The sequence below is a fragment of the Enterobacter sp. S-33 genome (genome assembly GCF_028735835.1).
Taxonomy (GTDB): Bacteria; Pseudomonadota; Gammaproteobacteria; order Enterobacterales; family Enterobacteriaceae; genus Enterobacter; species Enterobacter vonholyi.
The window spans coordinates 1956818-1970885 of the sequence record NZ_CP117838.1 but is presented as its reverse complement, the minus strand read 5'-3'; the positions used below and the strand labels follow the sequence as shown (position 1 = coordinate 1970885).

Genomic DNA, 14068 nt, shown 5'->3' with positions numbered 1-14068 from the left:
TTAGTGTGATCCACCATTTTTATGCGCCTGAGCGAAATAATTATTCTGGATTTTGACCTTTCATAACAGGAAGCCAATGGAAAAGAAACTTGGCCTGAGTGCTCTGACTGCACTCGTTTTAAGCTCAATGCTGGGTGCGGGCGTATTCAGTTTGCCGCAAAATATGGCGGCAGTCGCGAGCCCTTCTGCGCTCATCATTGGCTGGGGCATTACGGGTGTCGGAATATTGCTGCTGGCCTTCGCTATGCTGCTGCTCACCCGCATTCGCCCGGATCTGGACGGCGGTATTTTCACCTATGCGCGTGAAGGTTTCGGCGAGCTGATTGGCTTCTGTTCCGCGTGGGGATACTGGCTGTGTGCCGTTATCGCCAACGTCTCCTATCTGGTAATCGTCTTCTCGGCGCTCAGTTTCTTTACCGACACGCCTGAGTTGCGCCTCTTTGGCGACGGAAATACCTGGCAGTCTATTGTGGGTGCCTCGGTGTTATTGTGGTTCGTCCACTGGCTGGTGTTACGTGGCGTACAAACGGCCGCCAGCATCAACCTGGTGGCGACGCTCGCGAAGCTGGTTCCGCTCGGCCTGTTTATCGTTCTGGCCTTCATTGCGTTCCGTATGGACGTGTTTAAGCTTGATTTCAGCGGCGTTGCGCTGGGCGTCCCCGTCTGGGAGCAGGTGAAAAACACGATGCTGATTACCCTGTGGGTGTTCATCGGTGTAGAAGGCGCGGTCGTGGTTTCTGCCCGAGCCCGAAATAAACGCGATGTGGGCCGCGCCACGCTGCTGGCCGTACTCGCTGCGCTCGGGGTCTATCTGCTGGTAACGCTGCTGTCGCTGGGCGTGGTGGCGCGTCCTGAACTGGCTGAAATGCGTAACCCGTCAATGGCAGGGCTGATGGTGAAAATGCTCGGCCCCTGGGGCGACGTGGTGATTGCGGCTGGCCTTATCATCTCCGTCTGCGGCGCGTACCTGAGCTGGACCATCATGGCGGCTGAAGTGCCTTTCCTGGCCGCGACGCACAAAGCGTTTCCACGCCTGTTCGCCCGTCAAAACCAAAACAGCGCGCCGTCGGCATCGCTCTGGCTGACCAACATCAGCGTTCAGGTCTGTCTGGTGCTGATCTGGCTCACAGGTTCAGACTATAACACCCTGCTGACCATCGCCTCGGAGATGATTCTGGTACCCTATTTCTTAGTGGGTGCGTATCTGTTAAAAATTGCCACACGCCCGGCGCATTATGTTGTGGGTGTCGGAGCCTGTATTTACGGCCTGTGGTTGTTGTATGCTTCCGGTCCTATGCATCTGCTACTGTCGGTAGTGCTGTACGCACCGGGTCTGCTGGTGTTTATCTATGCCCGCCGCACGCATCAGCTGGAGAACGCGCTGAAACGCCGTGAGATGGCATTGATTGGACTGTTACTGGTTGCTGCCCTACCGGCAACCTGGATGTTAATGGGATAGCATCGCCTTTCCCATTGTTGAACTGTAAAGGAGAATACGATGGGAAATGCACCGCTTCGCCCAATACTGATTACCGGTGGAGGCCGCCGTATCGGCCTCGCCCTCGCCCATCACTTTCTCAACCTTCGCCATCCGGTCATTGTCAGCTACCGTACGGAATACCCGTCGATTGAAGGGTTACGCAAAGCGGGGGCGGTCTGCATTCAGGCTGATTTTTCAACCGATGAAGGCATTCTGGCTTTCGCGGAAACGGTAAAAGCCACCACGACGGGTCTGCGCGCCGTGATCCATAACGCCAGCGCATGGCGTGCCGAAAAACCCGGTACGTCACTTAGCGAAACGCTCTCCTCCATGCTGCAGATCCACGTCAATGCCCCTTATCTGCTTAACCACGCTCTGCAGGACCTGCTGCGCGGCCACGGGCACGCTGCGGGCGACATCATTCATTTCACCGATTATGTAGTGGAGCGCGGCAGCGACAAGCACATCGCCTACGCGGCCAGTAAAGCCGCGCTGGATAACATGACCCGCTCGTTTGCCCGCAAGCTCGCCCCGGAGGTGAAGGTGAACGCCATCGCCCCGGCGATGATTTTGTTTAACGAAAACGATGATGCAGAGTATCGCCAGCAGGCGCTGAATAAGTCGCTCATGAAAATCGCCCCCGGCGAGAAAGAGGTCATCGACCTCGTGGATTACCTGCTCACCAGCTGCTACGTCACCGGCAGAACCTTTGCCGTGGACGGTGGCCGTCCGCTGCGCTAGTGAAAGCGAATAACAGCCAGAATTACGGAACCGGCGTTAATTTAGAAAGATTAATGGAAGGTTAAGGTTTCGCGGTGTATGTTGGCTTTTTTCACGAAAACAGACGCTGTATGAATAAGATTGTTTATGTTGAAGACGAACCCGAAGTCGGGCAGCTGATCGCCGCCTATCTGGGTAAACATGATATGGACGTCATTGTTGAACCTCGCGGCGATCGTGCCGAAGAGGTGGTCGTCCGTGAAAACCCGGATCTGGTGCTGCTGGATATCATGTTGCCAGGCAAAGACGGCATGACGCTCTGCCGTGACCTGCGCGCCCGGTGGGAGGGCCCTATTGTCCTGCTCACCTCGCTGGACAGCGATATGAACCACATTTTGTCGCTGGAGATGGGTGCCAATGACTACATTCTGAAAACCACACCGCCTGCCGTCCTGCTTGCTCGCCTGCGCCTCCATTTACGCCAGCACGCCAGTATCGAACGCGAAGCACCGGCGCCGTCTCTGACGCCGCACAAAGCGATGCGCTTCGGGACGCTGTCTATTGATCCGATTAATCGTCAGGTGCTGCTCTCTGGCGAACTTATCGCCCTTTCTACCGCAGATTTTGACCTGCTGTGGGAGCTGGCAACGCATGCCGGACAGATTATGGACCGTGACGCGCTGCTGAAAAACCTGCGTGGCGTGAGCTATGACGGAATGGACCGCAGCGTTGACGTGGCGATTTCGCGTCTGCGCAAAAAACTGCAGGATAACGCCACCGAGCCCTACCGCATTAAAACCGTGCGTAATAAGGGTTATCTGTTTGCCCCACATGCGTGGGAAACCTGAGAAGATAACCTGAAAGAAATGAAGGCATTGCGCGACGATGCCTTCTCTTTCGTATGTTTATTTTTACGTTTGCGCAACAATTTACTTGCTAAGCACGCGAACTATTCCATAATTACCTTCTCGACTCTCCTTTCTTCAGCTCGCCCCGCTCTTGCGATCGTTTTACTCATTTTCGCCGTGAAGCTTTCACGACATCTCTCCAATAAATCTTGAAATGAGGATTTAAGCCCATGACATATGTATAGCTACGGTCAGGTAGAAGCGATAAAAACCAATCTTGAGTGGATTGTTAATCAGGCAACCCTTAACCACGTCTCCCCCTCACGAACCGATCAAAAAGCGCTCTTTGACCTGCTGGAACTCATCCAGTCTTACGAAATACTGCTGGACCTCATCAGCGAATACGGGACGGATGTGATTGATACGCATATTGCTGAAGGACTGGCGATGACCGAAAAACTCATCGCCAAGGTAAAAAACAGCGCGAAAGCCATATAACACGCTCGACAGACGTGAAAAACTCGAAGGGTTTTCATGTATATTCTGCACATAGCGTTTTTGCGGTGAGATCCAATGAAAAAGCTGTTTGTGCAGTTTTATCTTTTACTGTTTGTCTGCTTCCTGGTGATGACCATGCTGGTCGGGCTGGTTTATAAATTTACCGCCGAACGTGCGGGCAGGCAGTCGCTGGACGATCTGATGAAAAGCTCGCTCTATCTGATGCGCAGCGAGCTAAGAGAGATCCCGCCACACGACTGGGCGAAAACCCTGAAAGAGCTGGATCTGAATCTGTCATTCGATTTACGCATCGAGCCGTTGAAAGATTTCGATCTGGACCCGCCCGCCATGCAGCGTCTGCGCGACGGGGACATCGTCGCGCTGGATGAGAAATACACCTTTATCCAGCGTATTCCTCGCAGCCATTACGTGCTTGCCGTCGGGCCGGTGCCCTATCTCTATTATCTGCACCAGATGCGTCTGCTGGACATGGCGCTGATGGCCTTTATCGCCATTTCGCTCGCTTTTCCGGTTTTTATCTGGATGCGCCCCCACTGGCAGGACATGCTGAAACTGGAATCCGCCGCGCAGCGTTTTGGCGAAGGGCATTTCACCGAACGTATTCACTTCGACAGCGGTTCCAGCTTTGAACGCCTTGGCGTGGCCTTTAACCAGATGGCCGATAACATTAATGCCCTGATAGCCAGTAAGAAACAGCTGATCGACGGGATTGCACATGAGCTGCGCACGCCGCTGGTGCGCCTGCGCTATCGTCTGGAGATGAGCGAGAATCTGACGGAAGCGGAGTCTCAGGCTCTGAACCGCGATATTGGCCAGCTCGAAGCGCTGATTGAGGAGCTGCTGACCTATGCGCGCCTCGATCGCCCGCAAAACGAACTGAACCTCAGCACGCCGGATCTGCCCGCGTGGCTGCAAACCCATATTGACGATGTTCAGAGCGTAAACCCGCAGCGCACGCTGTTAACGCGCGTCACGCCGGGTGATTACGGCGCGCTTGATATGCGCCTGATGGAGCGCGTGCTGGACAACCTGATGAACAACGCCATGCGCTACAGCGAAAGTACGCTGCAGATTGGGCTGGATTTGCAGGGAAACCAGGCCAGCCTGACGGTAGAGGATGACGGACCGGGGATTGCCCCGGAGGCACGCGAAACCGTGTTTGAACCGTTTGTCCGCCTCGATCCCAGCCGCGATCGCGCCACCGGAGGATGCGGCCTGGGGCTGGCCATTGTCTACTCTATCGCCCAGGCCATGGGCGGTACGGTGCATTGCGAGGAGAGCGAGCTCGGCGGCGCGCGCTTCTGCTTTAGCTGGCCGGTGTACCATAACATCGCCCTTCCCGTCCCTGTCTGACTTCAAGCGCACGCTGGCCTGACCCGGCGTGCTGTGCTATATGATAAGTATGTTGTAACTAATGAGAGTATTTATGGCGACCTACGATCTCATCGAACGGCTGAACAGCACGTTCCGGGAAATAGAACACGAGCTGCTAACCCTGACAGAACGTTTGCAGACCTGCCGCCTGCTGGCCGCGCGCGTATTTACCCTGCCCGAGGTGGTCAAAGGAGCCGAGCACGATCCGCTGGACACCATCGACGTGAAGCAGCACATCGGCAAGGCCGCACTGGAGCTGGCGATGAAGCACTATCGCCATTTTTTTATCCAGCAGCAGTCTGAACAGCGCAGCAGCAAAGCGGCGGTGCGGCTGCCCGGCGTGATCTGCCTGCAAACCGATGCCGCAGCGCGCGACGCGCTGGAAAGCCAGATTACCCATATAAACAGCCTGAAAGCGGTATTTGAGAAAATCGTTACCGAAGAGTCGGGCCTGGCCCCCGCCGCCCGGTTTGAGTGGGTGCACCGTCAGCTTCCGGGGTTAATTACCCTGAATGCCTATCGCACGCTGACGGTACTGCGTCATCCCGCCACGCTGCGCTTCGGCTGGGCGAATAAGCACATCATTAAAAACTTCACCCGGGATGAAATTCTGGCGCAGCTGGAAAAGAGCCTGAAGACGCCGCGCACCGTCGCGCCGTGGTCGCGTGAGCAGTGGATTGAGCGCCTCGAACAGGAGTACCACAGCATCGCCTCGCTGCCGGCGGATACGCGCCTCAAAATTAAGCGCCCGGTGAAGGTTCAGCCTATCGCCCGCGTCTGGTATTCCGGCCAGCAAAAACAGGTGCAGTATGCCTGCCCAACGCCGCTGATTGCGCTCTATGATGACGATCGGGGGGCCATAGTGCCGGATATTGGTGAATTGCTGAATTACGATGCTGAAAATGTCCAGCACCGTTACCGACCTCAGGCGCAGCCGCTTCAGCTGATTATTCCGCGGCTGCACCTGTACGTAGCGAGTTGATTATTTCAGGCTGCCAACCATCGCCTCGGGACGTACCCAGGCATCGAAATCCGCCTCCGTCAGATAGCCCAGCGCCAGGGCGGAGTCTTTCAGCGTCAGCCCCTCCTTGTGCGCTTTTTTGGCGATCTCGGCGGCTTTGTCGTAGCCAATATGGGTATTGAGCGCGGTCACCAGCATCAGCGATTCGTTCAACAGCTGGCTGATGCGCTCGCGGTTTGGCTCGATCCCCACCGCGCAGTGTTCATTAAAGCTCTCCATGCCGTCCGCCAGCAGACGAATCGATTGCAGAACGTTGTGGATCACCATCGGGCGATAGACGTTCAGCTCGAAGTTGCCGGACGCACCGCCCAGGTTGACGGCCACGTCGTTGCCCAATACCTGGCAGCAGAGCATGGTCATGGCCTCGCACTGGGTCGGGTTGACTTTACCCGGCATGATGGAGCTGCCCGGCTCGTTTTCCGGAATGCTGATTTCACCGATGCCGCAGCGCGGGCCCGAGGCCAGCCAGCGCACGTCGTTGGCGATTTTCATCAGCGAGGCCGCCAGCCCTTTCAGCGCGCCGTGGGTGTGGACCAGCGCATCGCAGGTCGCCAGCGCCTCGAACTTGTTGGGCGCCGTGACGAACGGCTGCCCGGTGATGTTTGCCAGCTCCTCCGCCACGCGCACCGCATACTCCGGATGGGTGTTCAACCCGGTCCCAACCGCCGTCCCGCCGAGCGCCAGCTCCGCCAGATGCGGCAGGCTGTTCTCAATATGCTTCAGGTTGTGTTCCAGCATCGCCACCCAGCCGGAAATCTCCTGGCCGAGCGTCAGCGGCGTGGCGTCCTGCAGGTGCGTACGGCCAATTTTGACGATGTCGCGGAAGGCCTGCGCCTTCTCGTTGAGCGTAGACTTCAGGACGTTGAGCTGCGGGATAAGCTGCTCGCGGATAGCAATCACCGCCGCCACGTGCATGGCCGTCGGGAAGACGTCGTTAGAACTCTGGCTTTTGTTGACGTCATCGTTCGGGTGAACCTTGCGCTCCATGCCGCGCACGCCGCCCAGCAGTTCGCTTGCCCGGTTCGCCAGCACTTCGTTCATGTTCATATTGCTCTGGGTGCCGGAACCGGTCTGCCAGATAGCGAGGGGAAATTCATCGGGATGCTTGCCCGCCAGCACTTCGTCGGCGGCGTTGATGATGGCGGTCGCTTTGTCTGCCGTCAGCAGGCCTAAATCCTGGTTCACTTTCGCGGCTGCACGTTTGGTGAGCGCCAGCGCCTGAATCAGCGAGACGGGCATTTTTTCAGTCGAGATACGGAAATGCTCCAGCGAACGCTGGGTTTGCGCGCCCCATAGCTTGTCGGCCGGGACGTCGATGGCGCCCATCGAGTCTTTCTCATGGCGTACCGTGGTCATTACTTTCTCCTTGATAACAAAAGAGGGATAGCTCACATGCTTAAGGGATAAGTATTGATGACTTCTGAGAAACGTTATGGCGCTTTGTGCGCTCTTTTTGATGTCGGGTGTCGGCTGCGCCTTACCCGACCTACGAAAATCCAGGCCGGGTAAGCGTCAGCGCCACCCGGCAATTTACAGATTTACTTCACACACGCCGAACACTGGGACGACTGGATCTGCTTGAAGAAGTCGTTGCCTTTGTCATCCACGAGGATGAACGCCGGGAAATCTTCCACTTCAATTTTCCAGATTGCTTCCATCCCCAGTTCCGGGTATTCCACGCACTCCAGGCTCTTGATGCTGCCCTGCGCCAGAACCGCAGCCGGGCCGCCGATGCTGCCGAGGTAGAAGCCGCCGTGCTTGTGGCAGGCGTCCGTCACCTGCTGGCTGCGGTTGCCTTTCGCGAGCATGATCATGCTGCCGCCGTTGGCCTGCAGCTGGTCAACGTACGAGTCCATACGGCCCGCCGTGGTTGGGCCTAACGAGCCAGAGGCGTAGCCTTCAGGCGTTTTCGCCGGGCCCGCGTAGTAGATCGGGTGATCTTTAATGTACTGCGGCAGCCCTTCGCCGTTGTCCAGGCGCTCTTTCAGCTTCGCGTGCGCGATGTCGCGGCCCACGATAATCGTGCCGTTCAGGGAGAGACGGGTCGAGACCGGATACTGCGAAAGCTGCGCCAGAATCTCTTTCATCGGACGGTTCAGGTCAACGCGGACCGCTTCCCCCTCGCCCGCTTTGCGCAGCTCTTCCGGAATGTATTTGCCCGGGTTGTTTTCCAGTTTTTCGATCCACACGCCTTCGCGGTTGATCTTCGCCTTGATGTTGCGATCCGCAGAGCAGGAGACGCCCATCCCGACCGGACAGGAAGCACCGTGACGTGGCAGACGGATCACGCGCACGTCGTGGGCAAAGTATTTGCCGCCAAACTGCGCGCCAAGACCCAGGTTACGCGCTTCTTCCAGAAGCTCCTGCTCAAGCTGAACGTCGCGGAACGCCTGGCCGTGCTCGTTACCTTCGGTTGGCAGGCCGTCGTAGTATTTGGTTGAGGCCAGCTTCACGGTCTTCAGCGTGCTTTCAGCCGACGTGCCGCCAATCACAAACGCGATATGGTACGGCGGGCACGCCGCGGTACCGAGGGTGCGCATCTTCTCAACCAGGTAGTTCTTCAGCTTACCCGGGGTGAGCAGCGCTTTGGTTTCCTGATAGAGATAGGTTTTGTTGGCCGAACCGCCGCCTTTGGCGATACAGAGGAATTTGTACTCATCCCCGTCGACGCTGTAGAGGTCAATCTGTGCAGGCAGGTTGGTGCCGGTGTTGACCTCTTTATACATGTCCAGCGCCGCGTTTTGCGAATAGCGCAGGTTGTCTTCGGTGTAGGTGTTATAAACGCCGTATGCCAGCGCCGCTTCGTCACCGCCGCCGGTCCAGACGCGCTGCCCTTTTTTACCGACGATGATCGCCGTGCCGGTATCCTGACAGGTTGGCAGAATGCCTTTCGCCGCGATATCAGAGTTACGCAGGAACTGCAGGGCAACGTACTTATCGTTTTCGCTGGCTTCCGGGTCGCTCAGAATATCGGCCACCTGCTGCTGATGCGCAGGACGGAGCATAAACGAGGCGTCGTGGAAAGCGTGCTGCGCCAGCAGCGTCAGCGCCTGCGGATCCACCTTGAGGATCTCTTGTCCTTCAAATTCAGAGACGGAGACGTGATCGCGGGTTAACAGGTAATACTCGGTCTGATCCTTACTGAGGGGGAAAGGATCCTGATAATGGAAGGGTTTATTCGACATTGGTCTCTCACTTACTGCTTCGGTCTGTTTATTCAGGGCAGATGTTCCGCTGCCCGGCTTAAAAGCGAGTCAGCTTATCCTACACAATTTTTTAACAAAAACTGAGACTAGTACGACTTTTTACATCCACAGGTTACTTCCATGAGGTTTATTGCTTTAATACCCGGAGTTAATTCCACAATTGAATCAGGGCTTGATAATGCAAAAACTCATTAACTCAGTGCAAAACTACGCCTGGGGAAGTAAAACTGCGTTAACGGATCTCTACGGTATCGCGAACCCGAACAACCTGCCGATGGCGGAACTGTGGATGGGTGCGCACCCGAAGAGCAGCTCAAAAATTGAAGACGCCAGCGGCCAGGTACGCAGCCTGCGAGACGTGATTAATGCCGATAAAGCCGCGCTGCTGGGTGACAAAGTCGCTCAGCGCTTTGGCGAACTGCCGTTCCTGTTTAAAGTTTTGTGCGCTGACCAGCCGCTCTCCATCCAGGTTCACCCGAACAAGAAAGCCTCAGAAATCGGGTTTGCGAAAGAGAACGCGGCGGGTATTCCATTAGATGCTGCCGAGCGTAATTACAAAGATCCTAACCACAAGCCGGAACTGGTGTTCGCGCTGACGCCGTTCCTGGCGATGAACGCGTTCCGCGAGTTTTCAGAAATTATCTCCCTGCTGCAGCCGGTCGCGGGTGCCCATAAAGCCATCGCGCATTTCCTTGAAAACCCGAACGCCGATGCGCTGAGCCAGCTGTTTGCCAGCCTGCTGAATATGCAGGATGAAGAGAAAACCCACGCCCTGGCGGTGCTGAAAGCCGCCCTGGACAGCCAGCAAGGTGAACCGTGGGAGACCATCCGTCTGATTTCCGAATTCTATCCGGACGACAGCGGCCTGTTCTCCCCTCTGCTGCTGAACGTGGTGAAGCTCAATCCGGGTGAAGCGATGTTCCTCTTCGCGGAAACCCCGCACGCCTACCTTCAGGGCGTGGCGCTGGAGGTGATGGCCAACTCCGATAACGTGCTGCGCGCGGGCCTGACGCCAAAATACATCGACATCCCTGAACTGGTAGCCAACGTGAAGTTCGTGGCGAAACCTGCCGCGGAGCTGCTGACTCAGCCGGTGAAAAACGGCGCAGAGCTGGACTTCCCGATTCCGGTTGAAGATTTTGCCTTTTCCCTGCACGACCTGAGCCAGGCCGAAACCGCCATCGCACAGGAAAGCGCGGCGATCCTGTTCTGCGTGGAAGGCGAAGCGACGCTGAACAAAGGCGAACAGCGTCTGGTGCTTAAGCCCGGTGAGTCAGCCTTCGTTGCAGCCAATGAGTCTCCGGTTAGCGTAAGCGGCACCGGTCGCCTGGCGCGCGTTTTCAATAAGCTTTAACCACTTACTGAATTTTTTAACAACTCTTGCTAAGCTAGTTGCAGGCTTAATATCTCCAGGCGGTTTTTACCGCCTGGTTTCATTTTAGGGATAGTCGCAATGAAAAAATCGGTCGTAGCGGTTGGAGTGATTGTAGCGTTAGGCGTGGTCTGGACGGGTGCTTCCTGGTTTACCGGGAAACAGCTGGAAGGCCGTCTGGCTGAGATGGTGGCGCAGGCTAACGGAGAGATTAAGCGCAGCGCGCCGGAGGCGGGCCTTGAGCTGAGCTACCAGAACTATCATCGCGGCGTGTTTACCAGCCGCATGCAGCTGGTAGTGAAGCCGGTTGCCGGTGCTGCAAACGGCTGGCTGAAACCGGGCCAGAGCGTGGTGCTGGACGAGGTGGTGAGCCACGGTCCCCTGCCGCTGGCGCAGCTGAAGTCCTTTAACCTGATCCCGTCGATGGCGTCCGTCCATACCGTGCTGGTGAATAATGACGTCACCAAACCGCTTTTTGACCTGGCGAAGAATGAATCGCCTTTCGACATTAATACCCGCATTAGCTATTCCGGTGACACGAGTTCCGATATTGCTCTGAAAGCGCTGAACTACGAGAAAGAGAATGAGAAAGTCGCCTTCAGCGGCGGTCACTTCAAACTCGATGCTGACCGCGATGGAAACGTGTTCTCCCTGACGGGTGAAGCGGAAAGCGGCCTGGTCAACGCCGTGAACGAATATAACCAAAAAGTTCAGCTCACCTTCAATAACCTGAAAGCCGACGGCAACAGCCGCATGACCGATTTCCAGGAGCGTATCGGCGATCAGAAACTGTCTCTCGACAAAGTCGCCATTGCTGTTGAAGGAAAAGAGATGGCCGTGCTGGAAGGCATGGACGTCAACGGAAAATCCGACGTTTCTAAAGATGGTAAGAGCATCAATACCCAGCTGGATTACACGCTGAAGAGCCTGAAAGTGCAGAATCAGGATCTGGGCACCGGCAAACTCTCGCTCAAGATCGGCAATATCGACGGTCAGGCGTGGCACGAGTTTAGCCAGAAATACAGCAAAGAGAGCCAGGCGCTGCTGACCGATGCCGCACTGCAGCAAAACCCGGAAGTCTACCAGCAGCAGGCGATGGCGGTGCTGTTCAACAACCTGCCGATCCTGCTGAAAGGTGAGCCGGTGGTCACCGTTGCGCCGCTGAGCTGGAAAAACAGCAAAGGCGAAACCAGCTTCAACCTGTCGCTGTTCCTGAAAGATCCGGCCACCGCAACGGGTGAACCGCAGACGCTGGCGCAGGAAGTGGATCGCAGCGTGAAGTCGCTCGACAGCAAGCTGACCATTCCGATGGATATGGCAACCGAGTTCATGACCCAGATTGCGAAGCTGGAAGGCTACGGCGATGAAGATGCCGGCAAGCTGGCGAACCAGCAGGTGAAAGGCCTGGCGGCAATGGGCCAGATGTTCCGCATCACGAAGGTGGACAACAACGCGATTTCCACCAGCCTGCAGTACGCCAACGGACAGGTCACGCTCAACGGCGACAAAATGCCGCTGGAAGACTTCGTCGGCATGTTTGGTATGCCTGCTCTGGGGATGCCGGAACCGGCTGAACCGGCAGCGCCAGCCGAACCGGCGGCACCGCAGCAGTAAACAGCAAAACCCCTCGCATGAGGGGTTTTTTATTGCCCGCTAGCTTTTCCATCCCGCCAGGAAATCCAGCAGAAGCGCGTTAACTTTCTCAGGCTGTTCTTCCTGCGGAAGGTGGCCGCACTCATCAATACCATGCGCCCGCAGGTTCTCCGCCATTTCGGCCCAGACGCTTTCCATATCGAAAAGCTTGCCGACCGCATGAAAATCATTTCCCCACAGCGACATTACCGGGCAGATGATTTTCACCTCAGCGTCTGCCATATCCTGCGCCACATCCTCTGCGTTGGCGCGATAGTCAGCCATAGCGCCTCGCACGGCCCCCGGTGCCTGATACGCCCGAACATAGGTATCAAACGCCTCACCGCTGATGGTAGACGGATCGTAGGTCCAGTCCGAGAAAAAGTGGCGCAGCCAGATATGCTCCCGACCCGCAATCAGCGCTTCCGGCAGGTCTGGTACAAGATGAAACAGAAAGAACCAGTATGCACGCGCAATCGACGCATTCAGATCGCGCGCCACAATACGCGTTGGCACGTTATCCATCACCACCAGTCGATCCACCAGTTCAGGGTAATCTTTTGCAAACCGCGTCGCGACGCGCGCGCCGCGATCGTGCCCCACCAGTACCACTTTCTGTAAGCCAAGCACACGCATCAGTTCCCGGATGTCCCGCGCCATGTTGCGTTTATCATAGCCAGAAGCAGGTTTATCCGTTTCGCCATACCCGCGTAAATCCGGCGCAATCACGCGATAGTGCCGGGACAGTACGGGTATCTGGTAGCGCCAGGCATAGTTTGTTTCAGGGAAACCATGCAGGAGAATAACCGGTGCGCCTTCACCCTCTTCGACCACATACTGACGGATACCGTTTGCCGTTACAGTGTAACTTTTCATGTTCATAACCTCATATTATTTCAGCAGAGGCACGTTGGCCGCACGTTGATAAGGACCGTAATTTACCGGGTTCCAGCTAAAGCCCTGCCGCCCGGCAGTGATATGCCCAAAACCGGGGAAAGGCAAATGCGCTGCGGCCATCCACTCACCGTCTTTCGCCAGCGCGTTAAATTCCTGCGTCCGGGACGAGATGGCTTTTTTCGGATCGACATCGAAGCGAATAGACACTTCAGGGTGCGGGAACTGGACGGCAGGCGCATGAATCAAATCCCCAATGAAGTTGATAGCCGTACCCTGCGACGCAAAGCGATAAACGGTACTGCCAGGCGTATGACCAGTGGCATAGGTCGTCTGGACTTCCGGGATCGGCGAAGCTGGCGGGACGAAGGTTTTAAGATGCCCGGTGGCTTTATACGCAGACAGCGCATTCCTGGCGATAGCGAAATACTCCTTCGCGTTAGCCGGAGCGCTCGCTTCTTTTGCAGGGTCAAGCCAGTAGTCGGCCTCCCCCTGCGGTACGTAGACGGTGGCATTGGGGAACAGCGCCTTACCGTCTGCATCGCTCAGGCCGCACACGTGGTCAAGATGCAGGTGGGTCAGGAAAATGGTATCGACCTGCTCAGGACGATACCCTGATGCGTTTATATTGCTGACCAGCTGGCCGGCCGTTTCCGACATGCAGTGGCCTCCTCCGCTGTCAATCATCACCAGGTGTTTACCGGTATTGACCAAAAACGCGTTGAAGGCGGTAGGCATGCGTTCTGCATCAATTTTGTGTTGAGCCAACAGTTCGCGAACCTTGTCACCTGAGAGCCCGTGCAGTAGGGAAGGCGAAAGATCGTTATAGCCGTCGAACAGCGCCGTCACCTCATATTCCCCTATCGCCAGACGATAATAACCGGGGACCTGCTGTTTCACCTGCGCGGGGGCATCTGCCCATGATGTGCTTGCAAAGAGCAGGCCGCTGAACGCCAGAACCGTTTTCAACTTTTTCATCTTCACTCCAGACTGATATTTTTT

General features: G+C 56.3%; 12 protein-coding genes. 8 read left to right on the top strand and 4 right to left on the bottom strand.

Features of this window, described 5'->3' with window-relative positions:
• Nucleotides 1-76: 76 nt before the first annotated feature.
• From PUP35_RS09360 to tus, 6 genes are all read left to right on the top strand, one after another.
• Nucleotides 77-1459: an amino acid permease gene (locus PUP35_RS09360; RefSeq protein ID WP_115874886.1), complete on the top strand. Its 1383-nt coding sequence runs from the start codon at nucleotides 77-79 to the stop codon at nucleotides 1457-1459.
• Between the two features lie 39 nt (nucleotides 1460-1498).
• Nucleotides 1499-2221, top strand: coding sequence for a dihydromonapterin reductase (folM, locus tag PUP35_RS09355; RefSeq protein ID WP_111965687.1), 723 nt, complete (start codon nucleotides 1499-1501; stop codon nucleotides 2219-2221).
• 110 nt (nucleotides 2222-2331) lie between these two features.
• Nucleotides 2332-3048, top strand: coding sequence for a two-component system response regulator RstA (gene rstA, locus PUP35_RS09350; protein WP_021241154.1), 717 nt, complete (start codon nucleotides 2332-2334; stop codon nucleotides 3046-3048).
• A gap of 237 nt (nucleotides 3049-3285) precedes the next feature.
• Nucleotides 3286-3546, top strand: a complete 261-nt coding sequence (locus PUP35_RS09345; RefSeq protein ID WP_115874885.1) for a hypothetical protein — start codon at nucleotides 3286-3288, stop codon at nucleotides 3544-3546.
• A gap of 75 nt (nucleotides 3547-3621) precedes the next feature.
• Nucleotides 3622-4920: a two-component system sensor histidine kinase RstB gene (gene rstB / locus PUP35_RS09340; protein ID WP_127730552.1), complete on the top strand. Its 1299-nt coding sequence runs from the start codon at nucleotides 3622-3624 to the stop codon at nucleotides 4918-4920.
• 73 nt (nucleotides 4921-4993) lie between these two features.
• A complete protein-coding gene (gene tus, locus PUP35_RS09335) occupies nucleotides 4994-5923 on the top strand; it encodes a DNA replication terminus site-binding protein (protein ID WP_127730550.1) in 930 nt (309 codons plus the stop codon).
• Here the strand turns inward: tus and fumC are convergent, their stop codons facing one another.
• Nucleotides 5924-7318 (bottom strand): class II fumarate hydratase, encoded by a 1395-nt coding sequence (gene fumC / locus PUP35_RS09330; protein ID WP_274242952.1) that lies wholly within the window; start codon nucleotides 7316-7318, stop codon nucleotides 5924-5926.
• A 182-nt stretch (nucleotides 7319-7500) separates the two neighbouring features.
• Entirely contained in the window at nucleotides 7501-9147 is a 1647-nt protein-coding gene (gene fumA / locus PUP35_RS09325) for a class I fumarate hydratase FumA (RefSeq protein ID WP_274242951.1), read from the bottom strand.
• Nucleotides 9148-9346: 199 nt separating this feature from the next.
• Between fumA and manA the strand changes: the two genes are divergently transcribed.
• Together manA and PUP35_RS09315 are read left to right on the top strand one after the other, a co-directional pair.
• Nucleotides 9347-10522 (top strand): mannose-6-phosphate isomerase, encoded by a 1176-nt coding sequence (gene manA, locus PUP35_RS09320; RefSeq protein WP_274242949.1) that lies wholly within the window; start codon nucleotides 9347-9349, stop codon nucleotides 10520-10522.
• Nucleotides 10523-10621: 99 nt separating this feature from the next.
• Nucleotides 10622-12154 carry a YdgA family protein gene (locus tag PUP35_RS09315; RefSeq protein WP_274242947.1) on the top strand — a complete coding sequence of 511 codons (1533 nt, stop codon included), beginning with the start codon at nucleotides 10622-10624 and terminating at the stop codon, nucleotides 12152-12154.
• A 39-nt stretch (nucleotides 12155-12193) separates the two neighbouring features.
• On the opposite strand, the gene PUP35_RS09310 is transcribed toward PUP35_RS09315, so the two are convergent.
• Complete coding sequence (locus PUP35_RS09310; RefSeq protein WP_274242945.1) at nucleotides 12194-13048, bottom strand: alpha/beta fold hydrolase; 855 nt, start codon at nucleotides 13046-13048, stop codon at nucleotides 12194-12196.
• Between the two features lie 15 nt (nucleotides 13049-13063).
• Complete coding sequence (locus PUP35_RS09305; RefSeq protein WP_274242944.1) at nucleotides 13064-14044, bottom strand: MBL fold metallo-hydrolase; 981 nt, start codon at nucleotides 14042-14044, stop codon at nucleotides 13064-13066.
• Nucleotides 14045-14068: the final 24 nt, after the last annotated feature.